Genomic DNA, 25155 nt, shown 5'->3' on the forward strand with positions numbered 1-25155 from the left:
TAAAGGTCAGTGATCAGTCAGACGAGACGTTATCCTTGCCTTCAAAACGCTGACGTTCTTCACGTTCTACTTGGGAAAGACGTGGCAGCTTCAGGCCTTGTGATTTTCCCATCCAACGCGCAAAGACAATGTTGCTGGCGAACGCACAAGTCACTAAGACGAGCTCAGTCGCGGCTAGCCAACGCTCCCCTTCATCAACATAAATAAGGGTTAAGGCGTGTAAAAAGTAAAACATCAAAATAAAGTTCGCCCACGCATGGGTAAAGGCTTTTCCTTTCACGATCCCCGGGAGCGGGAGTAGAAGAGGAATGGTCCAGCCGATGGTCACCGCCAAAGCATTAAGGTGAGGGTGGGGCGATAACGATGCGTGCCAGATTATCACCCAGGCAATCAGGCCGAGGTTACTCAACAACGAGAGCTTACGCATTAATGCAAGCCGAGAGTCAGTCACAATTTTATCCTTTTATCCCAAGTGATGGTGAACGGTTTGCGCGAAACGCGCGAGACGTTGGCCTAAGGCTTTGGCGATTTGTTTTTCGTCTGCCATTAAAGGCTGGTTTGCATCAGCCACACTTGACGCACCATAAGGTGAACCACCGCCTTCTGTGGTGTGTAACGCGCGCTCGCTATGTGGGACACCGAGCAGCATCATGCCATGATGAAGTAGTGGCACTGTCATGGTGAGTAGGGTGGTTTCTTGCCCGCCATGCAGCATAGAGCCCGCGCCAAACACGGCCGCGGGTTTATCAATCAGTGCACCTGATAACCACTCGCCACTGGTGCTGTCGATAAACTGCTTTAAGGGCGCGGCCATGTTACCAAAGCGCACAGGGCTGCCAAGGGCCAAGCCATGGCAATCCAACAAATCTTGCCGAGTGACAAAAGGGTCTTTCGCCGTCGAGGCTGGGGTTTGGCCATCAGGGTAAGCGGGCAGTTCAGGGACAGTACGCAGCACCGCTTCCACGCCTTGAGCCTCGATGCCCCGAGCCACTTGTTGGGCAAGCTTACGTGTATTTCCTGACCGGCTGTAGTAAAGCACCAATACCTTTGTCATTTTATCAGCGCTAGTACGTTCTCTGGCGGACGACCAATCACCGCCTTTTCGCCTTTTACCGCAATCGGGCGCTCGACCAGCTTAGGGTTATTAACCATGGCATTGAGCAGTTGTGTTTCATCCACTGAGGCATCGCCCAAATTCGCCGCTTTATAGTCCGCTTCTTTGGTTCGCATCATCTCCCGAAATGAGTTGAGTCCGAGTTGCTGTTTTAACATTGACAAGGCTTCAGCAGAAAGTGGGTTCTCAAGGTACTTGATAATGGTAGGCGTCACACCGTGAGACTCGAGCAATTTAAGTGTTTCACGGCTTTTGGAGCAACGCGGGTTGTGGTAGAGGGTAATGGTGGTCACAACAATGATCCTTTTTGATTGAATTACCGATCGCTAAGCGCTTTAAAGCGAGCTTGCTGGCGACGCAGTTGGTCGAGACGTGCATCATACCGTGCTTGCGCTAAGCTGCCTAACTCTGCGAGCTGAGCGGCTTGGGTATAGTTACGAATGGCTTTGTCCCACTGTCCGCGCAATGCATAGCGCTCACCTTGTGCAGCCAGCTCGCCGTCTCGATGCGTCCCCGTATTTTCGTAGGCTTGTTGTAACAAAAACCAGCCGTTGCTGTCATCAGGGTGCTGGTGCGTATACCGCTCCAGCATCGAGATTGCCTCGCCTCCTCGTTTAGCCTTGACGAGGGTGTAGGCACGATTGAGCAACAATACGCGGTTGTTAGGTTGATGGTTCAACGCCTGCTCAAGGCGTGATAGTGCCTTGTCGTACTGTTTCTCACCGATGTTTAAATCGGTCATCGCATCGATGAAAAATCGATTATTAGGTTGTGCCTTGATCAGTGGGGTTAACTTTTCACGCGCGTCGTCAAACCGACGTGCATCAATATCAAGCAGCGCCATCCCGTAATCGAGACTTTGTTTTTCGGCCGGCGAGGCCTCTTTATGACGCCGTTCAAACCAATCCATGGCAGAGCGACTGGCGATACCGCTATATCGCGCGACGATGCGCGCGCGCGCCAGCTGATAATCCGGCGAGACAGGCACCCGCTTTTGCGGGTATTGGCGGGCACGAGCACGCGAGTCGGTGATCCGTGAAGCGGGTAAGGGGTGCGTGCTGAAGTATTCAGGCATTTGACTGGCATAGCGATATTCATCGGCCAATCGCGAGAAAAATCGCGGCATCGCTTGTACATTAAAATCCGCGCGCGCGAGGGTTTCAATGCCGATCCGGTCGGCTTCTTCTTCATTGCGACGGGTGAAGTTTATTTGGTTTTGCATACTGCCAGCCGTGGCGGCATGTGCCGCTGCAATCCCAGCTTCAGGTGCTGCGATGGCAAGCATCAACGACCCCACTAAGGCGGCCACCGTGAGCGGTGAGGTTTGTGCTTGCTCTTCCATGCTTCTTGCCAAATGACGTTGGGTCACGTGGGCGATTTCGTGGGCCATCACCGATGCCAGCTCGCTTTCCGTTTTTGCGTGAAGGAACAGCCCAGAGTGCATGGCCACGTAGCCACCGAAAAACGCAAAGGCGTTGATGGCCTTGTTATCAATGAGAATAAATCGAAAGGGCGTACGAACGTCGTTAGCATTCGCCACCAGTCGATGGCCTAAGCCATTAATGTACTCGTTGAGCAAAGGATCGCTGATGATGGGCTTACTGGCTCTTAGCATCCGCATGTAGGCATCACCAAATTCTTTCTCTTTGGCAACCGATAAGGTACTGACGGCGGCAGTACCAATATCAGGCAAATCGCTTTGGTATGACTCAACGCGTGCAGACACAGGTGCGCTCGCTAACACGCCCGCCAGTGCATAAGCGAGTAGGCGACGAGCCTTTGTTCCTTTGTTCGAGCAAGGTGCGCGAGATGACATAAGCGTGATGACCTTTAAATGCAGGATGTACTTAGGTACAGACCGACAAAAGCCGCAAGGGTTTCGTTGGCGTTCTATCTAATGTCCATTACAATACTGACGATAATACCGACCGGTGAGCCAGAATGGAATCTCAAACACTTGATTTGCGAGAACATGTTTGTCCAATGGCGCTATTGCTAGCAAAGCGCGCTGCCGCGTTATTGCCGTCAGGTGAGCAATTGGTGATTTTACTCGGTGATCAAGGGGCGAAAGACGATATCCCCAAGTACTTTAAACGCGAAGGCTTCAGCATGAGGTGGTTAGACACGCCAGCTTCGCGGCTACTCATCACAAAGAAATAGCGGGCTTTTTATGTTTGATATGTTACATCGCTGGTATCGGCGACGTTTTTCTGACCCACATGCCGTGAGCCTGGTGGCGATCCTCCTTTTTGGTTTTATTACCATTTACTTTTTTGGCAATTTGCTTGCTCCATTGCTGGTGGCGATCGTGATGGCTTATCTACTCGATTGGCCGGTAAATCGCCTCTGCCGGCTGGGTTTGCCCCGCATTTTGTCAGTGCTGGTGGTACTGACTGTGTTTGTCAGCTTAACCTTGATGGCGTTATTTGGGTTGGTGCCGACCATATGGAACCAGGGGGTCAGCTTGGTGGCCGATGTGCCAAATATGTTTAATAACATGCAAGCACTGATGCTGAGTTTGCCAGAACGCTACCCAGAGCTGATTAACCCACACATGGTGAACACCTTCGTCGATACCTTGCAAAATAAAGTGCTTAACCTGGGTGAAACACTGGTAAAAGGTTCATTGGCGTCTTTGGTGAACTTAGTCGCGGTGGCGGTATACCTGATTTTAGTCCCCCTGCTGGTGTTCTTTTTGCTCAAAGATAAAGTGCAAATGTTGGCGATGTTCAAAGGCTTGTTGCCGCGCAATCGTCGTCTTGCCTCCCGGGTCGGCCATGAGATGAATCAGCAGATCTCCAACTACATCCGCGGCAAAGTGACAGAGATCATTATTGTCGGGGTGACCAGTTATTTGACCTTTAGCCTGTTAGATCTTCGCTATGCGGTACTACTGAGTGTGGCGACGGGCTTTTCTGTCTTGGTGCCTTATATTGGCGCGGCGATTGTCACCGTCCCGATAGCGATTGTTGCCTTGTTCCAGTGGGGGCTCGAGCCAGGCTTTTGGTATGTGATGATAGCCTACGGGATCATTCAGGCGCTGGATGGCAATGTGCTCGTCCCCGTGCTTTTCTCTGAAGCGGTAAACTTACACCCAGTCGCTATCATAATAGCCGTACTGGTTTTCGGTGGACTCTGGGGTTTTTGGGGAGTATTTTTTGCCATTCCATTAGCGACCTTAGTGAAAGCGGTATGGCAAGCGTTGCCAGTGATTGAGTTAGATGACGATCCCAAGACAGATGTTGAGTGATCCATCTTGTCTCTATGCCCCTAATTAAAGGGGCTGAACGGCAGGTAACCATTGACATGCCGTGATCAGTTTGGCCCACAGAAGTAGTAATGAAAACAGGGTTGGCATGGCACAACACAGTCAAGAACAAACGCAAGTAGAAAAGTTTCGCGTCGCTGTGATAGGTGGCGGTGTTGCGGGGACCACAGCAGCAATGCGCTTGGCTGAGCGCGGCGTGGATACCCAGGTGTTTGAAGCGGGCACCGGCTTGGTGAGTGGCCCACCGATTTGTCATTTGCACGCGGGCGGCAACTTGTACCGCGACATATCACTCGATCAATGCCTGACCTTACTTGAACAGTCAGTGGCCACGGTGCGTATGTACCCCCATTCGGTCAATCGCCGGCCCACCGTGTTGGCGGTTCCTCAGCAAGATCCCGGTTCACTTGACAGCGTGATTGCTCGCCTAGAAACCCTACGTGAGCGCTATGCGCAATTGGTTAAGCTCGATAGTGACAATAAAGTCATGGGTGAGCCGAGCGATTATTTCCGTTTGTATCAGCAAGACGAACTGGAAGCATTACGCAACCAGGATTATCACAGCGTGACGGATGCCGCGGACCAGTGGATGTGGCCGGTGGCGCAATCGCTCGATTTAAGTGCAATGAAATACCCGTTAGTGCTGGTGCAAGAGTACGGACTCAGTGTGTTTCGCCTAGCAGCGGAAGCGCAGTTGACTCTTGCCGACGCACCTCATTGCCAGCTTAATTTCAATCACAAAGTGATGGATACCCAGCCTTTGGCGTCTGGGTGGCAGGTGACCTACAAAGACCATACTGGCCAGATACAGAGCACTGAGGTTGACTATCTGATCAATGCTGCCGGATTCCGTACGGGCACGATCGATGATATGGCCGGGTTTGGTCGCGAGCGTTTGGTCGAGTACAAAGCCGCGTATATCGCGCACTGGACAAGTACCGAATATCACTGGCCAGAGATCATTGTCCATGGCCAGCGGGGCACCCCACAAGGTATGGCTCAATTGACGCCCTACCCAGATGGCTTCTTCCAACTTCATGGTATGACTCAAGACGTGACCTTGTTTGAGCATGGTTTGGTGAAAAGCTCTGCGGAGTCGGCACAACCGACTGTCGATGCGCGTTATGTGAAAAACATCGATAAAGGATGGGACTGGCAAGAAGTGTGCGAACGTACTGATCGCGCCATTGACCATTTTGCTCGGTGGTTACCGGCGTTTAAACAGGCCGAAGTAGGCGGCAAACCCTTGTGTGGGGCACAGCAAATTCCGGGCGATGATCCTTCGCTACGTGCCTCGGATGTGTCGTTTGATGGTGAGCGTTATGCGCGCTTGGAAATTGTCAAAGCATCGTCGGCGCTGACCGCGATTAATAAAGTGCTGACACAGTTTGAAGATGCAGGTTGGATCTCTCCTACCTCTTATCACCCGCTGTCGCGCCCCAACACTGCGAAGATAATCGATACCGCTTGCGAGCTTGCAACACGCCGCGGATACCCGGAGGCGTTGGCAAAGCCTGTAGGCTAATCACAAAAAAGCGCACGGTGTGCGTGCGCTTTTGGTGAACGGCGTTTAGGCTGCTTTGCAGCCAACGTCGACTGACGTTACGCTTGGTTTAAGTAATCAAGCACCACTTGGTGGTGATCCTTGGTCTTAAACTTGTTAAACACATGTTCTATCTTGCCATCTTTGCCGACCAAAAAGCTTAGACGATGAATGCCGTCGTACTCTTTGCCCATGAATTTTTTCGGTCCCCAGACACCGAACGCATCGGCGACGGCATGATCTTCATCGCTCAACAGTGTGAAGTTAAGCGCGTCGCGTTCAACAAAACGAGCCAGTTTTTTCACCGGATCTGGGCTAATGCCAAGCACCACGGTATCAAGTGCATCCAGCTCGGCTTTTGTGTCGCGTAACGAGCAGGCCTGCGTGGTACAGCCTGGTGTCATTGCTTTGGGGTAGAAATAGACCAGCACGCGCTTGTCGCCTTGAAACTGGCTCAAAGTGACCGTATCGCCATTTTGATCTTGTAGTGAGAAATCGGGCGCTTGTGCGCCTTCGGTTAATGTTTGCATGCGCTGCGTTTCCTTTTTGTCGGTAAACCGAATGGACGATGATAGAGAGTGCTCGAGATTACGCAAGTTTTTGATAATAGGATCACTGACTTGACAGGATTTTACTGCCCATTGACGCAAACTTCCCCCTCCTCGATTATAACGATCAGGCACATTGTCTATCGATGAAAAAATGTCGATTAAGACATGCCTAGACGCAGGGTTATTCTTGTGTTTGCCCAGCGCCAAAAGTAACATTGCAAGCATCACTAATAAGGGAGACGAACATGGTTTCTGGAAGCATTGTGGCGCTCGTCACACCAATGGATGCACACGGCGAAGTTGATTACGTTAGCCTGGAAAAACTGGTCGAGTTTCATATCCAATCGGGCACTGATGCGATTGTCGCAGTGGGGACGACGGGTGAGTCGTCGACAGTCACCGTGGATGAGCACATTAAAATTGTGTTGAAGACCCTGGAGTTTGCTGACGGACGTATCCCGGTTATCGCGGGAACGGGGGCGAATGCCACTCATGAAGCGATCACTTTCAGCAAAATGTTTGCCGGCTCAGGGGTTGCTGCTTGCCTGAGTGTCACCCCTTATTACAACAAACCGACCCAGGAAGGCTTGTTCCAGCATTACAAAGCCATTGCTGAAGCTACCGACTTGCCGCAAATTTTATATAATGTGCCCGGGCGCACTGCGGTGGACCTTCAACCGGAGACTGTGGCGCGACTGGCGGCATTCGACAACATCATTGGTCTTAAAGATGCTACCGCTGATGTGAGCCGAGTAGCGATTCATCGGGAACTTTGTGGCGATGATTTCCTCTTATTCAGTGGCGATGATTTAACTGGCCTAGATTTTGTCCTGGCTGGGGGACACGGCGTTATCTCCGTGACCAATAATGTGGCGGCCGCGCAAATGGCTAAAATGATCAAACTGGCGCGCGCGGGTGAAGCTGAGCAAGCGCATGCCATTAACGAAACCTTGATCCCCCTACATCGCCACCTGTTTGACGAAGCCAATCCGATCCCAGTGAAGTGGGCTGTCCGCGAAATGGGCTTGATTGCGGATGGACACCTTCGTCTGCCATTAACTGAATTAAGCGAGCACTTGCGTCCAGATGTGCGAGAAGCACTGCGTGTAGCAGGTGCGGTGTAAGCCGTTGGAGTGTCAATGAAACCAGTATTTAAGCTCGGCCTATGTGCCATCATGGCCACCAGTGTGGTGGCCTGCAGTGGTGGCGTCGAGCAGCGTCGTCAAGCCAAAGATGACTTTGGCTATTTGCAAACAACCCCGTTGTCGCCATGGCAAACCTTGCCGGATCAAGCGCCATATTTCTCCACCAACTATCAAATTCCTTCGCAAGAGTTTAAAGGGGAAGTGGGCAAAGATGTTGATATTCGCCCGCCGCGCCAAGTGCTGGATCTGATCCCTGGCGCACGAATACAACGTGATAGCCGCGGCGTCACCCTTGCCGTTGCTAACGAAAAACAACTCGATAAAGTGTGGCAAACGGTAGAGCGTTTGGTCAGCGAGCAGACGATTCCAGTGGCGTCGCAAACCGCAGACCAAGTTGAAACCGGTTGGATCGCTTGGGAGAAAGAGGACAGTGCTCACCAAGCACGTTTTCGTCTATCGCGTCTTGAGCAAGGTCGCCGCTTTGCGTTAGGGGTGAATATGATTGACTCGCGTGCGAAAGCCAGCGATGAGCCACTCACGCCTGCATTGCGAGAGCGCTACAACACCTTGATGACCAACCTTATCACGGTGAGTCACGATGCGGCCTTGCGTGCCGAAGCGCGCCGTTTGGCTGAGCAGCGCCAGTCTGATATTCCGATTAGCTTTGGCACTGACCGCAGCGGTCTGCCGGTGATCATTGCTCGTGCACCCTATGACGTGGTGTGGGAAAAGCTGCCTGCTATCATCAAGCCTTTAGGGTTCACGGTAGAAAGTCGTAACCAGTCGCAGGGCACGGTGAAAACCCGTCACGTCGCGCCAAGTGATGAGCGTTGGCAATCCCTTGGCGTTGATCCGATTTCGTTCCCGGACAACAGCTATACCTTGTTGCTGGGCGATCTCGGCAACCGCACGTCACTTAACGTTACCAACAGCGATGGTAAACCTGTCGATGAGGCGACGTTAGAAGCGCTGAGCCCAGCGCTAAAAGCGGTCATTGCACAAGTGAGCCAAGTATCAGAGTAATTTTATAGGGACGCCGTGAGCGTCCCTTACTTTTAGCGCCTAATGGAGAGTATAGGTAATGGAAAAACGTGCTGAGTTGTATCGCGGTAAGGCAAAATCTGTCTATGCCACAGAGGATGAGCACCGCTTTGTTCTGCACTTTCGCAATGATACATCGGCCTTTGATGGCGAGCGTGTTGAACAGCTTGAGCGAAAAGGCGAAGTGAATAACAAATTTAATCACTTCATCATGCAAAAGCTTGAGCAAGCAGGTATTCCCACCCAAATGGACCAACTGTTGTCGGATACCGAGTGCGTGGTGAAAAAGCTAGATATGATCCCTGTAGAGTGCGTGGTGCGCAACATCGCTGCTGGATCGCTTTGTCGTCGTCTCGGCGTCGAAGAAGGGACGGCACTGACGCCACCGACCTTTGAATTGTTTTTAAAAAACGACGCGCTGCACGACCCTATGGTCAATGAATCCCTGTGTGAGTCTTTGGGCTACGCCACACAAGCACAACTGGCGACGATGAAATCACTGACCTATAAGGTGAATGATGTTCTCAAAGCGTTGTTTGCCGACGGTGATTTATTGTTGGTTGATTACAAACTTGAGTTTGGTGTTGATCATCAGGGCAATATTGTTCTGGGGGATGAATTTAGTCCCGACGGTTGCCGGTTATGGGATGCCAATACCCGTGAAAAACTGGATAAAGACCGTTTCCGCCAGGGGCTCGGTGGTGTCGTGGATGCTTACATCGAGGTGGCAAAGCGTATCGGCCTTACCTTGTAATTTTTGGTTTTAAAAAGCAAACGTTTGCTTTTTTGGTGAGAAAAATAGCGCCATTAACGTGGCGCTATTTTAGTCTTTGTGCTCATCAGACTGCGATGGTTCGCTATCCGCATCATTTTCCTTGGATGACGTGGTTTTATCTGGCTTGTCTTTATACTTAAGGCCAAATTTTGCGTTGGCGGTATATTTGAGCGCCATGATATTGCTGACCACTACAGCCACTACGATGGCAATAATGACGTAAGGGTTGGTTAGCCATTCCATTGTTCCACCTCGCACAGATTGGTGACATAGGTTGAATATATCCAATCCAACTGGTCAAGAATAGTCTCTTTACCACAAATAGGCGCATTGCCGATCGCGCTGGCAAGCATGTCTTGGCTAAATGCTGACAAGAGAGCGGCGCTGGTGGCGATATGGCTGATATGCCAAGGCTCTCTCGCAACCCCACCTTTATCTTCTGCATAAGGAAGGAAGAATCCCCATTTGGGGGCATGCACCTTGAGCCACTGAGAAAACTCGGCTTGAGGGCCATCATCATATTCCGGCGGCGTTAACGCCAACGTTTGATCCGGCCCCAGTGCACGCTTGTCATACACGTCTAAGTCTGTGCCCCAATGGTGGCGGCTTGCCCCTGGCAAGGCTGACCAGCGCAGTATCGCTTTGACCCGCGCTTCCTCGGACAGTGGTGACACATCTAACGGACGACTCTCAGCGTCTAACACCGGTTTTTCGCCATTAAATTTACCGTTCCAAATGGCTAACTGACGTGCAAACGAGCGATAGCCGCTGGCTATCATGAGCGTGAACCCCGCTTGCGATGCCGCCTGTTGTAGCGCGGCAAAGTCGGCTAAAACCGCTTGGTGCAGGCAGGGCGCATTAGGCCGACTGTTAATCGGTGTGAGCGCTGAGGCGTCTTGCCCTGTGAGCTGTGCGGGTGTCGGCATCAAGGTAGTGCCTTCTCCAAGACCTTTTGATACATGTCAGTCAGCTTTTCTAAATCCGGGATGCTCACGCACTCATTTACCTTGTGGATGGTTGCATTGACCGGGCCGAGTTCGATCACTTGCGCCCCCATTTGCGCAATAAAACGACCGTCAGAGGTTCCACCAGTAGTCAGCAGTTCCGGTGTTTGATGGTTCACCTCTTCCACCGCAGCCACCACAGCGTCCAGTAACGTACCTTTATCGGTCAAGAAAGGGTCGCCACTGTGCGTCCACTCCAGCGTGTAGTCGAGCCCGTGAGCGTCTAAAATCGAGTAAACCCGTTTTTTGATGGTTTCACTGTCCAGTTCCGTACTAAAACGGAAGTTAAACTGTGCGTGACACTCCCCAGGGATGACATTGGATGCCCCCGTGCCTGCCTCGATATTGGGGATTTGGAAGCTTGTGGGCGGGAAAAAGGCATTGCCTTTGTCCCAGAGTGTTTGCACGAGCTCGGTGAGCGCTGGCATCGTCTGATGCACCGGGTTGGTGGCAAGGTGGGGGTAGGCGACATGGCCTTGAGTGCCTTTGACGTAGAGATCCCCAGTGATGGATCCGCGACGGCCATTTTTAACCACATCACCGACATGATGGGTGCTGGACGGCTCACCCACAATACACATGTCAATCTTTTCACCGCGCGCCATTAGCGTATCAACCACACGGGTGGTGCCATTGATAAACGGGCCTTCTTCGTCTGAGGTAATTAAGAACGCGAGCGAGCCTGAATGATCAGGGTGCTCGGCAATAAAACGCTCAACAGCCACGACCATAGCAGCCAGTGAGCCTTTCATGTCAGCAGCACCACGTCCATGGAGATGGTCATCAATCACCGTCGCTTCAAACGGTGGTGTGTGCCATTGCTCACGCGGACCAGAGGGAACCACGTCGGTGTGGCCGGCAAAGGCGAACAAAGGGCCGTCAGTGCCCCGTCTGGCCCAAAGGTTGGTGGTATCTTCGAATACCATGGTCTCAATGGTGAAGCCCAAGGCTTCTAATCGCGCAATCATTTGATCTTGACAGCCGGCATCTTCCGGCGTGACCGATTCTCGGTTTATCAGATCTTTTGCTAAAGCCAGCGTGGCAGAGTCAGTCATCGGGGGGTCCTTACAACAAAAATGAATCGGCTATCACATTACGCGAAAATATCAGCGTATTGATTCTCTTTGAAGCCGAGATAATAGCTACCTTTGTGTACGAGCAATGGGCGTTTAATGATCGCAGGGTTATCGAGCATGATCGCAACTGCGCTGGCTTGGTCTAAATTGGCTTTTTGCTCATCACTCAATTGGCGGTAGGTGGTGCCACGTTTGTTGATTAATGCTTCCCAGCCGAGCTCAGCGACAAAAGTCTGCAGCATTTGTGCGTCTAAGCCATCTTTTCGGTAGTCGTGATACTGGTAGTCGATGCCTTGGTTATCCAACCACTTTAAAGCTTTTTTTAGGGTGTCACAGTTTTTAATCCCGAATACAGTTGTCATGGTCTTATCGTGCTTGTTGGCAAAGGTTTAAGAGTGACACTGCTGGCTAATGAACGCAACACTTGGCGCGGTAGGTATGTACGTCATGCAATGGCTCAAACCGTGTGAAATGTGTGGGTAAATGCGCCTGCAGCACGTCGATTTGATGGCGTTTTGATCAAACGCAAAACCTCTTAGCAGGCGCCATGAATAATGGGATCATTCGTAATTGTTGGAGGTTCGTATGGAACTCAACCCGGTATTCGCTCGGCGCTTGTATCTCGCCGCATTAGTAGAAGAAATGGAACGCCCAAACGTGCCGCGTTTAATTGAAGCGACAGGCTGGCCGCGCCGCACTATCCAGGATGTGCTCAAATCGTTGTCAGGGCTAGGCATTGATATGACATTTATCCAAGATGGCAAGCGCCATAACGATGGTTATTACCAGCTAAAAGACTGGGGCCCGTTTCGTCGCGATTGGGTCGAGGATAAAAAGCGAGACATTCGTTCGTATATCAATTAGTGATCGCCTGAAGGACGGACCAGTTTCGCCTCGACCAGTGTACGTCGAATGGCATCAGCACGCCGACGGTTTGCGCCAAAGTCGTAATAGCCAATACGAGAAGCAGAGCGAAGCGCGAGCTGGTTATCACTGAGTGAGACTTCAACATCATCGACAAAGCGCAGCACCCGAGTGGTGAAGCGTAAGTGTGCGTAGTTGTCCTGGGCTGAAACCACTTCTGCACGTGGCATGGCGGCAATCTTTTCGACGATGGTGGTAAAGGCAATATCGGTGCTAGCCAATGACAAGGGCGCTAACTGATACTTCGCGCGCCTATCTTCTGTTGAAACACAATTAGGGCTGTCACCACAGGCAGTGACAGGCGGTTGTTTTGCCATGGGGCCTCCTTTCGAGCAGCCGAACAGTGTAAAAAGTACAATGAGGCCGAGCAGATTTTTTCCCATTATGCCCCCACGAGCGTGTAACCAATAAACCCTATCCAGCTTACGACGAGTAAAAGCCAAGGTAAACGGCTGTGCCCTTTATCCTGTGCAGTAGGCTGAGATGAAGGCGCAGGCTCGCTGGGATGTTCGACCGCCGGTGTTGGCTTTTGCTGCTTTTTACGTGCTTTATCCTGTGCGCGCGCCTTTGCTTTTTGTTCTTTTTTATACTGCGCAATCCCTTTCTCAATCCCTTGCGCGATCAGTTTCGTCTGAGCCTTGGTTTGTCCAGGCTTTTGTGTGGCTTTGGCTACACGCATGGCGTCTTGTTGCGTCTCTGGCGAAATCGTTGTTTTTGCTTTGGCCATGAAGGCTCCATCTAACGCTGAAAAAATGACTCCACCCAAGAATAACAAATTTTGCTTTTGCGCTTGCAGTTTTTATCGCATGTCGCCATGGTAAATGCGTGACTTCTCAATCAAAAATTTTATGGACACGTTTCATCATTTCGACGACAAAGGGTATATCAAGGCACCCCAGATCGCCGTACTGTGCCTGCTACTGTTAAGTCGCGCATGGTGGCTACTGGCGATGGCCGGTGTCAGCCGAGAGCAGGGCAGCGAGCTGCTTGCACTGGTCTATCCGGACACCTCTGCGTTTTATCTCAGCTTAGGGATTGGCCTGGTGCCGCTTGGGCTATTACTGTTAGTGGGGAACTGCGACAAGGCGCCTGAATGGCTAACACAGCATTGGCACTTAGGTTATTGGTGGGTGTGGCTGTTGTGGACGTGGGAAGCCTATCAAGTGGCGCATACGCTCATGATGACGGGTGGGCGGTTTGATTGGTTGCTTGCCTTGCACGGGCTTTGGTTAGTGTGGGCGAGCCTTTATTGGCTGAGAAGCCAGCGCGTAAAGCACTTTTTTTATCAGTTCACATAGGCCATGCATCTAGCGGGCATAAAAAAACGCAGCACGAAGCTGCGTTTTTCCTCACTAAGAAAACCGAATTACTTAGTGACGCGCAATACAGATGTTTCACCCACAGTGACAGCACCAGAAAGCTTAGTCAGCTCTTTGATTTCGTCCATGTTAGAGATAACAACCGGCGTCAGCGTTGATTTGGCTTTCTCTTCGAGCATGCCCAAATCAAACTCGATCACGGTGTCACCGGCTTTCACCGTTTGACCTTCTTCCGCAATGCGCTTAAAGCCTTCGCCTTTTAGTTCGACGGTGTCGATACCAAAGTGTACGAACAGCTCAACGCCGTCATCTGACTCAATTGAAAAAGCGTGGTTGGTTTCGAAAATCTTACCGATAGTGCCGTTAACTGGCGCAACCATCTTGTCGCCTGATGGTTTAATCGCAACACCATCACCGACGATTTTCTCAGCAAACACAACGTCAGGCACGTCTTCGATGTTGACGATCTCACCCGACAATGGGGCGATAATTTCAATGGCACTTGCGTCGTTGCCGTCTTCAGACACCAACTTCTTCAGTTTGTCGAACAGACCCATAGTGTTGCTCCTAAGCAGTAATTCTTTGCTGATTGTATATTAGCAAGCGGTTTTTTCCGCAATAAATTTTTCGACATAGGCCTCGATTTCTGCCGCAGTTGGCAAAGTGAGTGCTTTGTCGGCCATCGCTTTCACATCAGCAAAGTTGGCATTACGGATAATCTTCTTGATGCGAGGGATAGAGATGGCGCTCATACTAAACTCATCCAAACCCATCCCCATCAATAGTAACGTTGCTTTCTCGTCACCTGCAAGCTCTCCGCACATTCCCGTCCATTTACCTTCTGCATGTGAGGCATCAATCACTTGCTTGATAACCGTCAATACAGCCGGAGACAGTGGGTTGTACAGGTGCGAAATCAACTCGTTACCACGATCGACCGCTAGGGTATACTGGGTCAAGTCGTTGGTACCAATGCTGAAAAATTCCACTTCTTTCGCGAGATGGTGAGCGATCGCAGCCGCGGCTGGTGTCTCAACCATAACACCGATTTCAAGCTCGGCGTCGAAATCGTGACCTTCTTGGCGCAGCTCTGCTTTATAGGTCTCGATGGCTTCTTTCAGCTCACGGATTTCTTCCACAGAAATGATCATCGGGAACATCACACGGATTTTACCGTGCGCCGAAGCACGAAGAATGGCACGCAGCTGATCGCGGAGAATTTCGCGACGATCAAGGCTGATACGAACCGCACGCCAACCCAAGAATGGGTTCATTTCTTCAGGCAAGTCCATATAAGGCAGATCTTTGTCACCGCCGATATCCATGGTGCGGATGATCACTGGGTGACCATCAATGGCTTTCGCTACCGCTTTGTAAGCTTGGTATTGCTCTTCTTCGGTAGGAAGCGCGTCGCGATCCATAAACAGGAACTCGGTGCGATAAAGGCCCACACCTTCACCGCCATTGCGGTTTACGCCGTCACAGTCTTTGACGGTGCCCACGTTACCGCACACTTCGACTTGATGACCGTCAAGCGTGATGGCCGGAAGATCTTTAAGCTTCGCCAGTTCAGCTTTCTCGGCGATGTGTTGGTCACGAATCGCTTTGAATTTGCTGAGCTCTTCATCTGATGGGTTGACAACGATTTGGTTGTTAATCGCATCAAGCACCAGCATGTCGCCATTTTTTACTTTGCTGGTCGCATCATTGGTTCCCACAATCGCTGGTAACTCAAGCGAGCGCGCCATGATTGAAGAGTGTGAAGTGCGACCACCAATGTCGGTAATAAAACCAAGCACATAATTCAGGTCAACCTGTGCTGTTTCTGAAGGCGTCAGGTCGTTTGCAACCAGGATCACTTCTTCGTTAATAGCGCTCAACGACACCATATTGATGCCAAGTGCGTTTTTGACGAAGCGTGAACCGATATCACGGATATCTGAGGCACGCTCTTTCAGATAATCGTCGTCGAGTGACTCAAGCGTGACAGCTTGTTCTTCGATAACGCTGTAGATTGCGTGATCAGCGGTTGCTAGGTTTGACTTAATGAAGCTGACGATCTCTTCTTCGAGCTCTTCATCTTCAAGCAGCATGATGTGACCTTCGAAGATAGCTTCTTTCTCTTCGCCAAAGGTCTCCCTTGCTTTGTCTTTGATCGCTTCAAGTTGCGTCTTAGACTGTTCGCGAGCATCCAATACGCGCTGAATTTCTTTGTCGATTTGAGACGCATCAATCTTATCTTTATTGATGACAACGTCTTCTTCTTGCAGCAGCAGTGCTTTACCAAAAGCAATACCAGGTGATGCCAGGATGCCTGAAATCATAGCTTTACCTTACGTTTATCCAACTTAAAACCGATAGAAAAAGAGCCGGATTACTCCAGCTCGTCCATCAGTTTTACTAGGTGATCAACGGCCTGTTGTGCTTGCGCACCTTCAGCAGAGATAGTCACCTTAGTGCCTTTGGTCAAGCCAAGGGTTTGAAGTTTAAATAGGCTTTTTGCGCTCGCGCTCTTACCGTTAGACTCAACGGTGATCTCAGCGTCGTAGCTTTTCGCTTCTTTTACGAACTGCGCCGCTGGGCGAGTGTGTAGGCCGTTTTCTGCAGTAATCTCAACTTGCTTCTGATACATGATTCACCCCGTTTCTGTATTTTTTTAAATCTATGTATTAAATATAAGGTTAGCTTAACCGCTAACGGGCGACTTCGCTATCCGTTGACGCTAACCTAACCAAGAAATCGACCTGATAGCTTAATCCATGTCAATTTCGTGTCATCTTTTTGCCATTTTTGACCTTCCACTCATTAGGCGCGAGGGCTTTTATTTTGATGCGGAAAATAAAAAGGCAGATGTGTTTTACTAAAGCTTAATATAAAAATCAAACAAAAAAGGCCCGATTTGGGCCTTTGCGAATAGGGGGGTGTGGAGGCTGGTTGGCTAACCTGCTGTTACTGCTCGGTTTCCAGCTCAGTGAACATCCCCGCAAACAGTGGCGAGCTGAGATAACGCTCTGCTGCACTTGGCAAAATTGTGACAATCTTCTTATTTGCAAACTCGGGAAGTTCGGCAATTTTGTTGGCTGCAACCACAGCTGCACCTGAAGAAATCCCGCCCAAGATGCCTTCTTCTTCCATCAGGCGGCGAGCCATCGCAATGGCTTCGTCTGAGCTGACAGAGACCACTTGGTCAACGAGCTTCACATCCAAGTTCTTCGGCACAAAACCCGCGCCAATACCTTGGATTTTGTGAGGGGCAGGCTGCACGTCTTGACCCGCGATAGTTTGCGCAATCACTGGTGACTCGGCAGGTTCGACCGCCACTGTGGTGATCGCTTTGCCTTTGGTGTTTTTGATGTAGCGGCTGACACCGGTTAGCGTGCCACCTGTGCCCACACCGGCAACAAATACATCGATTTCACCGTCAGTGTCTTCCCAGATTTCAGGCCCTGTGGTCTTTTCGTGGATTTCAGGGTTGGCTGGGTTATCGAACTGTTGCAACATCAGGTATTTACCTGGCTCTGCCGCCATGATTTCTTCGGCTTTGGCAATCGCCCCTTTCATGCCTTTTGGCGCTTCGGTGAGCACCAGCTTCGCGCCCATGGCTTTAAGCAGCTTACGGCGCTCAAGGCTCATTGACTCCGGCATGGTTAGGGTCAGCTTATAACCACGTGCCGCCGCGACATAGGCGAGCGCGATCCCCGTGTTACCACTGGTTGGCTCAATCAATTCGATACCGGGTTTGAGGGTGCCTTTTTTCTCCGCATCCCAGATCATATTGGCACCGATACGGCACTTAACGCTGAAGCTTGGGTTGCGTGCCTCAACTTTGGCCAACACGTTTGGTTTTGCCACGCGGTTTAGGCGAACTAGCGGTGTGTTTCCGATGGTTTGTGTATTATCTTCGTAAATCTTGCCCATTGTATCGTTCCTTCATGACACCGATTTTTAATAACACTCCAAGCATATCTCTGCTGCATGGTTTTGAAAGGATCGGTTGGTTATATCTTATTGTGACATTAACCAATAACTGATTGGTTAACCGAAAAAAGCCCACATCGTCGATGTGAGCTTTAGCGTAGAACATTACCGGCTAAACAGGCTAATTCCGCCCCAACGAGGCCTTGTGCTTATCCACCCACATGGCGGTTGCGCCGCATACTGCCGCAGGCATCACCAGCAGGTTAAGCAAGGGTGTCATGGTAAATAACATGACTATTGCGCCAAAGCTTAGCGATGCGCCCCGCTGTTGGTTTAAGGTCTGGCGCATGGCGGGAAACGACACCTTGTGATTATCGAACGGGTAATCACAGTATTGAATCGCCATCATCCACGCGCTAAACAAAAACCAGATCACAGGCCCCACGGTTTGTCCGATCGCGGGTATCCACAGCAGCAATAAAAAGCCGAGTGCTCTGGGGATGTAGTAAGCGAGCTTTTGCCATTCTCGTTTCATCACCCGCGGGATATCTTTAATAATGCCAGCCAAGCCATCATCAGGTGCCCGCGTTCCTGACAGCTTTGCCTCCACATGTTCGGCCAACAGGCCATTGAACGGTGCCGCTATCCAGTTAGCCAGTGTGCTAAACACGTAGGAGAACACCACAAAGATCGCCACCACGACTAAAGGCCATATGAGAAATGAAAGCCAAGAGAGCCATTCGGGTAGGCTAGCCATCCAATGGTCTATCCAGTCACCAAACTGTGATAATAGATAAAGGAACGCGCCGCCCAGCAGCAACACATTGATCAAAATAGGAATGATCACAAAGCGGCGTAAGCCGGGTGCCATCATCAATGAAAAACCCTGGAACAAGTAGCCAGCGCCACTTTGAGGGCGGGGGCGAGCATAATTCGCCATGATATCTCCTTGATAACAATGTTGGTCACAACAAGCCGCACGCAAGCGGTTGATACAAAAATAACGATGTGCGCTATATTACGGGGGGAATCGCTGGGATGACAACGGCCTAATAATGGGAAAGTTTAACGATTTGTGTGTCGCTATTCGTTAAATTGTCCCCAACTTTTGATACAGTTAACTAAGTTGACGATTAACGCATTGCGTCAGCCAACAGGCCCCGCTTATGATCGCGCTACCCTTTGCAAACTGGTTGGCGTTGTGACATAAGCTAATCAAAACGCTGAACATAGATAGATTTGAGAATCGATGATGCAGGAATTGCGCCTTGTACTGATTGTGTTAGGAGCACTAGCAATCGCAGCTTTGCTTTTGCATGGCCTCTGGACAAACAAGAAAGAAAAGACGACCAAGTTTGGCGAAAAGCCGCTGGGAAAGCTGGATGATGACAGTGACGATCAAAAGTTTGACCAAGATGGTATTGGCGCAGTCAGAGTCGTCAGTCGCACGAAAAGCGAGAGCGACAAGCCTGCGCGCCAAGAGCCTGCCATGAGCTTTGGCGAGAAACCTGATGTGGATCCCTTATTTGCAGGCCAAACTGAGACGGCCTCTGAGCCGCAGGAGTCGGTATATCCCTCCATGTCGGCGACGGATGATGAGCCATCTTTCTCTACCACAACGTCGAGTTCTGAGGATGTAGAGAGCGATGAGCCAGCGCCTGTATATTCACCTGCCGAAGAGACTGACGAGCCAGTGCCACACGCACCCGCCAGTGAAGCCGTTGATGCCGATGCGCCTTTGCAACCAGAGTCGCAAGACACGGGCGAGCAGCAACAGGATGAAGCCCCGACCGATGATACCGAAGTACTGGTGTTACATGTTCATGCGAACAATAACCAAGTTTTCACTGGGCTTGAGCTTATTCCCACTCTGGAACAGTATGGCCTCCGTTTTGGCGATATGGGCATTTACCACCGCCATTCTGACTTGTCTGGTAGCGGGAAAGTGTTGTTCAGTGTCGCGAATATGGTCAAACCCGGTACCTTCGATGTCAGCCATAGTGAAAGCTTTGAAACACCGGGCATTAGCTTTTTTATGACCTTGCCGTGTTACGGTGAGCCTGAGCAAAACTTCAAACTCATGCTACAAACGGCCCAGCAAATCGCGGATGAATTGGGCGGCTTAGTGCTGGATGACGCACGCACCATGATGACCCCGTCACGATTGGATGAATATCGCGAGCGCGTCAAAGTCTTCATGGTCAAATAGCCTGCACACACGCGACTATGGTTTAAGCAGACAGCGGGACATGGCTCCCGCTATCTGTGATTTATCGATATACTTGCCCGCAACCGACTCCGCTCAGACGACGAATCAAACATGGCTTACAGCAAACAACAACTCGATGATTTAAAGCACCAGCTTAACTATCACGCCTACCGGTATTACGTTGAAGATAGCCCAGAGCTGCCCGACGCCGAGTACGACCGCCTGATGCAAGACTTATTAGCCATTGAGGCGGCACACCCTGAATGGGTAACTAGCGACTCACCGAGTCAGCGAGTCGGGGGCGCGCCACTGAGTGCCTTTGAAACCGTGACCCATGAGCTTGCCATGTTGTCGCTCGATAATGCTTTTGAGCCGGCGGATTTGGATGCCTTCGAACGTCGTTTGAAAGAGCGCCTATCGCTGGGCGCAGAGCAGGCCGTGACCTACACCTGTGAACCTAAACTCGATGGGTTAGCGGTGAGCCTGATTTACGAAAATGGTGAGCTGGTTCAAGCCGCGACGCGAGGAGATGGCACTACGGGCGAGAACATTACCCACAACGTCAAAACCATTCGCAATGTTCCCCTCACGCTACAGAAGGGGGATTGGCCAACACGGCTTGAAGTGCGAGGTGAAGTCTTCATGCCGAAAGCGGGCTTTGAGGCACTTAACGAGGCTGCGCTTAAAAAAGGCGATAAAACCTTTGCCAATCCGCGTAATGCGGCAGCAGGCAGCCTACGCCAACTGGATCCTAAAGTCGCCGCCAACCGACCATTGAGTTTCTATGCCTATGCGGTGGGTGTGATGTCGACTCCCTTCGGCCAAGGGCAAAGTGAGCGCTTACAAAAGCTCAAAAAATGGGGCTTAGCGCTCAGTCCAGAAGTGAAACGGGTGGAAGGGCTAGAGGGCGTGAAAGCCTACTACCAAGACATTATGGCGCGCCGTGATGCGCTGCCCTACGAAATCGACGGCGTCGTCATCAAAGTGGACAGCATTGCCAGCCAAGAACGGTTAGGGTTTGTGGCGCGCGCGCCGCGTTGGGCCATTGCTTACAAATTCCCGGCACAAGAAGAAATCACCACCCTAAACGATGTCGAGTTTCAAGTGGGTCGCACAGGGGCGATTACGCCAGTCGCCAAGCTTGAGCCTGTGTTCGTGGGCGGAGTGACGGTCAGTAACGCCACCTTGCACAACGGTGATGAAATCGAGCGATTAGGCGTTCATATTGGTGACACCGTGGTGATCCGCCGTGCCGGTGACGTGATCCCTCAGGTTGTCGGCGTGGTGGAAAGCCGACGTCCTGAGCAGGCAAAACCAATCGTGTTTCCCCATGCATGCCCAGTTTGTGATTCAGCGGTGACGCGTATTGAGGGTGAAGCCGTCGCACGGTGCACCGGTGGTTTGATTTGTCTGGCGCAGCGCAAAGAAGCAATCAAACACTTTGCGTCACGTAAGGCCATGGATATTGACGGCTTGGGCGATAAAATCGTTGAGCAGTTAATCGAAAAAGAGCTGATAGAAACCCCTGCTGATCTCTTTACCTTGACCCCCGGTCGGGTGACGCTGCTGGATAGAATGGGGCCAAAGTCAGCCCAAAACCTGGTTGATGCATTGGAAAAAGCCAAAGCCACCACCTTGCCACGCTTTATTTATGCGTTGGGGATTCGTGAGGTAGGTGAGGCAACCGCGCAAAATCTCGCGTTGTATTTTCACACCCTTGAGGCGTTGCGCGCAGCCGATGAAGATGCACTTATTAACGTGCCGGATGTCGGTGCGATTGTCGCGGGTCACATCGTCCGTTTCTTTGCCGAGCCGCACAACCAGAGTGTGCTAGAAGCCTTACTGGCAACGGGGATCCACTGGCCGAAAATCAGTGCTCCTTCTGAGCCAGATGCTCAACCGTTAGCCGGTAAAACCATTGTCCTGACGGGCACTTTGTCGCAAATGTCTCGCAGTGATGCCAAAGCGGCGCTACAGGCGTTGGGCGCAAAAGTTACCGGCAGTGTCTCGGCGAAAACCGACATGTTAGTGGCGGGAGAGGCGGCAGGCTCCAAACTGACCAAAGCGCAAGATTTGGGCGTTACTGTGCTTGATGAAGATCAGATGATTGCCATGCTCAATCAGTAGCTTGTACCCATCACGCTGTGCGCTTCGCCGTGTAAGCGAAGCGCACAGGCGCGATAGTTTACATGGCCATGTTCCGTGTCTGGACATGGCCTGATTGTGGAATTTACCTGTACTGGTAAACTAACCGTTACATATTATTCTCAGCACTGGGATAGGGATCCTAATGACGATTAAAACCCGCTTTGCCCCCAGCCCAACCGGCTTTTTGCATGTTGGTGGCGCGCGTACCGCACTTTATTCTTGGCTTGCAGCACGCAGCCAAGGTGGTCAATTTGTATTGCGTATTGAAGATACAGATATCGAACGTTCAACCCAAGAAGCGATTGATGCCATTTTAGAGGGCATGGAATGGCTTGGCTTAAACTGGGATGAAGGGCCGTACTACCAAACGAAACGCTTTGATCGCTACAATGAGCTCGTTGATCAGCTGTTGGCAGAAGACAAAGCCTACAAGTGTTATGCCCCTAAAGAGCTGCTAGAAGAAATTCGTGAAGAGCAAAAAGCGAATGGCTTAAAAGCACGCTACGATGCCAATCATCCCAAGGTGATTACGGCCAACAGCCAAGCAAACGCTGACGACCCACACGTCATTCGTTTCCGCAACCCCAAAGACGGCAAGGTAGTGTTTGACGATAAGATCCGCGGCCGGATTGAAATTGCGAACAGTGAACTGGATGACTTGATCATTCGCCGTACCGACGGAAGCCCAACCTACAACTTCTGTGTAGTGGTTGATGATTGGGATATGGGGATCACCCAAGTGGTGCGTGGGGAAGACCACATTAACAACACCCCGCGTCAGATTAACATTTATGAAGCACTGGGTGCGCCTGTCCCTGAGTTTGCTCACTGCTCGATGATCCTTGGCGATGATGGTGCCAAGCTGTCTAAACGTCATGGTGCGGTGAGCGTCATGCAATACCGCGACCAAGGTTTCTTGCCACAAGCACTGCGTAACTATTTAGTGCGTCTGGGCTGGTCTCACGGCGATCAAGAAATCTTCTCGATGGAAGAAATGATTGATTTCTTCTCCCTAGAAGCGATCAGTAAGTCAGCTTCTGCCTTTAACACGGAAAAATTGCGTTGGCTGAACAACCATTACATCAAAAATGGCGATCCAGCTGAGGTTGCGTCGCACTTACAGTGGCACCTTGATCAACAAGGCATTGATGCGTCCTCAGGGCCGGCTCTGACTGATGTGATCCAGTTGGTGGGCGAGCGTTGTGACACCTTGGTTGAGCTGGCCGAGCAAAGCCGTTATTTCTATCAAGACTTTGATGAGATTGAGGCAACTGCAGCCAAGAAGCACCTGCGTCCAGTGGCGCTTGAGCCACTGCAAGTGGCCAAAGGCAAGATTGAAGCGTTGGATGAGTGGACGGTGGACGCCCTAAAAGCCGTGATCGCGGATACCTGTGCCGATCTCGATGTTGGTATGGGTAAAGTCGGTATGCCATTGCGTGTTGCAGTCACTGGCGGTGGTCAATCACCCTCGGTGGATGCGGTGATGCACCTGATTGGTAAAGACCGCGTGGTGGCGCGTATCGAACAAGCCATCAAAGTGGTTGAAGCGCGTGCTGCACAAAGCTAACGAGCGTGGACATACCACGGCACAATCAAAAAAGGGCGCTGCGGCGCCCTTTTTTAGTTTGTCATCGCCTGTCTTAATGCGACTCTTCTTCCATCTGCGCGCTATCAACGATGTGGTTTTCGCCCATTTGACGAGGCAGCACCAAGTTAAGCACGATGGCGACCAAGCCACATAAACTAATGCCTTGTAAGCTGAAATCGCCGATGCCAAAGGCCATCCCGCCGATCCCAAAGACCAAGGTGACGCCGACAATCGCGAGGTTGCGCGAGTCGTGAAGGTCTACTTGATTGCGAATCAAGGTATTAAGACCCACAGTGGCGATAGAGCCAAATAATAGGATCATAATGCCGCCCATCACCGGTAAAGGAATGGTCAGTAGCAGTGCTCCCAGTTTACCCACAAACGCCAGCACAATGGCGGTGATCGCCGCGTAGGTCATAATTTTAGGGTTAAATGCTTTGGTGAGCATCACCGCGCCGGTGACTTCACTGTAAGTCGTATTCGGTGGAGCGCCAAACATGGAGGCCGCGATAGTGGCCGCGCCGTCACCTGCCATGGTGCGGTGCAGACCGGGCTTTTTCAGGTAGTCTTTACGAGTGACATTAGAAATCGCCAGCATATCGCCCACATGTTCCACCGCGGGCGCAATGGCCACGGGGATCATAAATAAAATGGCGTTGATGTTAAATTCTGGCAAGGTAAAGGCGGGCATCATCAACCAGCTAGCATTGGCCACCTGGGTAAAATCGACAATTCCCATCACCAGGCTTGCCACATAGCCAACCGCAATACCGGCCATAATTGGAACCAGTTTGAAAAAGCCCTTGGCAAAGACACTGACCGCAATGGTGGTTAGCAGTGACAGTAAAGCGATCCAGATAGCGATATCCCCGGCGATGAGTTGCTCGCTGCCGTCGCCACTTTTACCCAGCGCCATATTGACGGCGGTGGGCGCCAGGCCAAGTCCAATCACCATAATCACAGGGCCTACCACCACGGGAGGAAGCAATTTGTGAATAATGTCTACGCCTTTCACGCGAATAATGGCACCCATGATGAGGTAGATAACCCCGGCGGCCATCAGCCCACCCATGGTGGCAGGAATACCGAAATTGTTAACGCCGTACAGAATGGGAGCAATAAAGGCAAAAGAAGAGGCGAGAAAAATAGGAACAGAGCGGCGGGTAATAACTTGAAAGATTAGGGTACCTATTCCGGCACCAAAGAGTGCGACGTTGGGATCGAGCCCGGTTAACAGCGGCACTAACACCAAGGCTCCAAATGCGACGAACAGCATTTGTGCCCCTTGTAAAACTTGCATCATGATCTCACCTCCGAAAAAAATCGCGCAATGCTAGCACAAAGCGTTTCTGTGATTCCTGTCATGTTTTTAAATGTGAGATCGATAGCAAATAAATGATGTAACGGATTTCATCGTAAGGGACGGGAACAGACTTTGTGCGTTATCGATATCTGCTTTTGGGGGACGCCGGCAGTGGACGAGGAGACAATAACTTTATCGTGTTTGCGTTATCTTTTTTACCATTAAGGAT

Annotated in this window: 28 protein-coding genes; 11 read left to right on the plus strand and 17 right to left on the minus strand. The window is 51.1% G+C overall.

Annotated elements, in window-relative coordinates:
* Window positions 1–13: 13 nt before the first annotated feature.
* The 4 genes from N8M53_RS03580 to N8M53_RS03595 are packed head-to-tail and all read right to left on the minus strand — an operon-like array spanning window position 14 to window position 2930.
* Window positions 14–427: a DUF2069 domain-containing protein gene (locus N8M53_RS03580; RefSeq protein ID WP_077668172.1), complete on the minus strand. Its 414-nt coding sequence runs from the start codon at window positions 425–427 to the stop codon at window positions 14–16.
* 36 nt (window positions 428–463) lie between these two features.
* Window positions 464–1054 carry an NAD(P)H:quinone oxidoreductase gene (gene wrbA / locus N8M53_RS03585; RefSeq protein WP_269579510.1) on the minus strand — a complete coding sequence of 197 codons (591 nt, stop codon included), beginning with the start codon at window positions 1052–1054 and terminating at the stop codon, window positions 464–466.
* The gene (gene arsC / locus N8M53_RS03590) at window positions 1051–1407 is read right to left on the minus strand and encodes an arsenate reductase (glutaredoxin) (protein ID WP_269579511.1); all 357 of its coding nucleotides are present in this window, start codon (window positions 1405–1407) and stop codon (window positions 1051–1053) included. The genes wrbA and arsC overlap by 4 nt, the downstream gene beginning before the upstream one ends.
* Before the next feature lie 23 nt (window positions 1408–1430).
* Entirely contained in the window at window positions 1431–2930 is a 1500-nt protein-coding gene (locus N8M53_RS03595) for a M48 family metalloprotease (RefSeq protein WP_269579512.1), read from the minus strand.
* A gap of 125 nt (window positions 2931–3055) precedes the next feature.
* On the opposite strand from N8M53_RS03595, the gene N8M53_RS03600 reads away from it, so the two are divergent.
* From N8M53_RS03600 to N8M53_RS03610, 3 genes are all read left to right on the plus strand, one after another.
* Window positions 3056–3274 carry a sulfurtransferase TusA family protein gene (locus tag N8M53_RS03600; RefSeq protein WP_269579513.1) on the plus strand — a complete coding sequence of 73 codons (219 nt, stop codon included), beginning with the start codon at window positions 3056–3058 and terminating at the stop codon, window positions 3272–3274.
* Window positions 3275–3284: 10 nt separating this feature from the next.
* Window positions 3285–4364, plus strand: a complete 1080-nt coding sequence (locus N8M53_RS03605) for an AI-2E family transporter (protein WP_269579514.1) — start codon at window positions 3285–3287, stop codon at window positions 4362–4364.
* A 106-nt stretch (window positions 4365–4470) separates the two neighbouring features.
* Window positions 4471–5907 carry an FAD-dependent oxidoreductase gene (locus N8M53_RS03610; RefSeq protein ID WP_269579515.1) on the plus strand — a complete coding sequence of 479 codons (1437 nt, stop codon included), beginning with the start codon at window positions 4471–4473 and terminating at the stop codon, window positions 5905–5907.
* A 77-nt stretch (window positions 5908–5984) separates the two neighbouring features.
* On the opposite strand, the gene bcp is transcribed toward N8M53_RS03610, so the two are convergent.
* A complete protein-coding gene (bcp, locus tag N8M53_RS03615) occupies window positions 5985–6455 on the minus strand; it encodes a thioredoxin-dependent thiol peroxidase (RefSeq protein WP_269579516.1) in 471 nt (156 codons plus the stop codon).
* Between the two features lie 266 nt (window positions 6456–6721).
* Here bcp and dapA point away from each other — a divergent pair, with 266 nt between their 5' ends.
* Genes dapA through purC form a run of 3 tightly spaced genes read left to right on the plus strand, consistent with a single transcriptional unit; the run spans window position 6722 to window position 9416 of the window.
* On the plus strand, window positions 6722–7600 hold the full coding sequence (dapA, locus tag N8M53_RS03620; protein WP_269579517.1) for a 4-hydroxy-tetrahydrodipicolinate synthase: 879 nt from the start codon (window positions 6722–6724) through the stop codon (window positions 7598–7600).
* A gap of 15 nt (window positions 7601–7615) precedes the next feature.
* Window positions 7616–8644: an outer membrane protein assembly factor BamC gene (gene bamC, locus N8M53_RS03625; protein ID WP_269579518.1), complete on the plus strand. Its 1029-nt coding sequence runs from the start codon at window positions 7616–7618 to the stop codon at window positions 8642–8644.
* A 58-nt stretch (window positions 8645–8702) separates the two neighbouring features.
* Window positions 8703–9416, plus strand: a complete 714-nt coding sequence (gene purC / locus N8M53_RS03630) for a phosphoribosylaminoimidazolesuccinocarboxamide synthase (protein WP_069361112.1) — start codon at window positions 8703–8705, stop codon at window positions 9414–9416.
* A gap of 69 nt (window positions 9417–9485) precedes the next feature.
* On the opposite strand, the gene N8M53_RS03635 is transcribed toward purC, so the two are convergent.
* Genes N8M53_RS03635 through N8M53_RS03650 form a run of 4 tightly spaced genes read right to left on the minus strand, consistent with a single transcriptional unit; the run spans window position 9486 to window position 11879 of the window.
* Entirely contained in the window at window positions 9486–9680 is a 195-nt protein-coding gene (locus N8M53_RS03635; protein ID WP_269579519.1) for a DUF2897 family protein, read from the minus strand.
* Window positions 9668–10363 carry a M15 family metallopeptidase gene (locus tag N8M53_RS03640; RefSeq protein WP_269579520.1) on the minus strand — a complete coding sequence of 232 codons (696 nt, stop codon included), beginning with the start codon at window positions 10361–10363 and terminating at the stop codon, window positions 9668–9670. The genes N8M53_RS03635 and N8M53_RS03640 overlap by 13 nt, the downstream gene beginning before the upstream one ends.
* Window positions 10363–11496, minus strand: a complete 1134-nt coding sequence (gene dapE, locus N8M53_RS03645; RefSeq protein ID WP_269579521.1) for a succinyl-diaminopimelate desuccinylase — start codon at window positions 11494–11496, stop codon at window positions 10363–10365. Before dapE ends, N8M53_RS03640 begins: the two co-directional genes overlap by 1 nt.
* 38 nt (window positions 11497–11534) lie before the next feature.
* A complete protein-coding gene (locus N8M53_RS03650) occupies window positions 11535–11879 on the minus strand; it encodes an ArsC family reductase (protein ID WP_269579522.1) in 345 nt (114 codons plus the stop codon).
* Between the two features lie 223 nt (window positions 11880–12102).
* On the opposite strand from N8M53_RS03650, the gene N8M53_RS03655 reads away from it, so the two are divergent.
* Window positions 12103–12381: a winged helix-turn-helix domain-containing protein gene (locus N8M53_RS03655; RefSeq protein ID WP_025740011.1), complete on the plus strand. Its 279-nt coding sequence runs from the start codon at window positions 12103–12105 to the stop codon at window positions 12379–12381.
* On the opposite strand, the gene N8M53_RS03660 is transcribed toward N8M53_RS03655, so the two are convergent.
* Together N8M53_RS03660 and N8M53_RS03665 are read right to left on the minus strand one after the other, a co-directional pair.
* Window positions 12378–12758 carry a DUF1499 domain-containing protein gene (locus N8M53_RS03660; protein ID WP_269579523.1) on the minus strand — a complete coding sequence of 127 codons (381 nt, stop codon included), beginning with the start codon at window positions 12756–12758 and terminating at the stop codon, window positions 12378–12380. The two genes, N8M53_RS03655 and N8M53_RS03660, sit on opposite strands and share 4 nt — an antisense overlap.
* 65 nt (window positions 12759–12823) lie before the next feature.
* Entirely contained in the window at window positions 12824–13168 is a 345-nt protein-coding gene (locus N8M53_RS03665) for a DUF2956 domain-containing protein (RefSeq protein WP_269579524.1), read from the minus strand.
* A gap of 121 nt (window positions 13169–13289) precedes the next feature.
* Between N8M53_RS03665 and N8M53_RS03670 the strand changes: the two genes are divergently transcribed.
* Window positions 13290–13739, plus strand: a complete 450-nt coding sequence (locus N8M53_RS03670; protein WP_269579525.1) for a DUF2919 family protein — start codon at window positions 13290–13292, stop codon at window positions 13737–13739.
* Window positions 13740–13807: 68 nt separating this feature from the next.
* Here the strand turns inward: N8M53_RS03670 and crr are convergent, their stop codons facing one another.
* The 5 genes from crr to cysZ all read right to left on the minus strand — a co-directional run bounded on the left by crr (window position 13808) and on the right by cysZ (window position 18618).
* Complete coding sequence (crr, locus tag N8M53_RS03675; protein WP_069361104.1) at window positions 13808–14317, minus strand: PTS glucose transporter subunit IIA; 510 nt, start codon at window positions 14315–14317, stop codon at window positions 13808–13810.
* Between the two features lie 39 nt (window positions 14318–14356).
* Window positions 14357–16084, minus strand: coding sequence for a phosphoenolpyruvate-protein phosphotransferase PtsI (ptsI, locus tag N8M53_RS03680; RefSeq protein ID WP_269579526.1), 1728 nt, complete (start codon window positions 16082–16084; stop codon window positions 14357–14359).
* 50 nt (window positions 16085–16134) lie between these two features.
* A complete protein-coding gene (ptsH, locus tag N8M53_RS03685) occupies window positions 16135–16392 on the minus strand; it encodes a phosphocarrier protein Hpr (RefSeq protein ID WP_269579527.1) in 258 nt (85 codons plus the stop codon).
* 317 nt (window positions 16393–16709) lie between these two features.
* Complete coding sequence (cysK, locus tag N8M53_RS03690) at window positions 16710–17678, minus strand: cysteine synthase A (protein WP_269579528.1); 969 nt, start codon at window positions 17676–17678, stop codon at window positions 16710–16712.
* Window positions 17679–17859: 181 nt separating this feature from the next.
* Complete coding sequence (gene cysZ, locus N8M53_RS03695; protein WP_269579529.1) at window positions 17860–18618, minus strand: sulfate transporter CysZ; 759 nt, start codon at window positions 18616–18618, stop codon at window positions 17860–17862.
* Between the two features lie 309 nt (window positions 18619–18927).
* Here cysZ and zipA point away from each other — a divergent pair, with 309 nt between their 5' ends.
* The 3 genes from zipA (at window position 18928) to gltX (ending at window position 23602) form a co-directional block, all read left to right on the plus strand.
* Window positions 18928–19887, plus strand: coding sequence for a cell division protein ZipA (gene zipA / locus N8M53_RS03700; RefSeq protein ID WP_269579530.1), 960 nt, complete (start codon window positions 18928–18930; stop codon window positions 19885–19887).
* A 111-nt stretch (window positions 19888–19998) separates the two neighbouring features.
* Window positions 19999–22014: an NAD-dependent DNA ligase LigA gene (gene ligA, locus N8M53_RS03705; protein ID WP_269579531.1), complete on the plus strand. Its 2016-nt coding sequence runs from the start codon at window positions 19999–20001 to the stop codon at window positions 22012–22014.
* A 163-nt stretch (window positions 22015–22177) separates the two neighbouring features.
* Window positions 22178–23602, plus strand: coding sequence for a glutamate--tRNA ligase (gene gltX / locus N8M53_RS03710; protein WP_269579532.1), 1425 nt, complete (start codon window positions 22178–22180; stop codon window positions 23600–23602).
* 73 nt (window positions 23603–23675) lie between these two features.
* Here gltX and N8M53_RS03715 read toward each other — a convergent pair whose 3' ends face one another.
* On the minus strand, window positions 23676–24926 hold the full coding sequence (locus N8M53_RS03715) for a uracil-xanthine permease family protein (RefSeq protein WP_077771043.1): 1251 nt from the start codon (window positions 24924–24926) through the stop codon (window positions 23676–23678).
* Window positions 24927–25155 lie beyond the last annotated feature (229 nt).

This window comes from Salinivibrio kushneri (genome assembly GCF_027286325.1).
Classification (GTDB): Bacteria; Pseudomonadota; Gammaproteobacteria; order Enterobacterales; family Vibrionaceae; genus Salinivibrio; species Salinivibrio kushneri_A.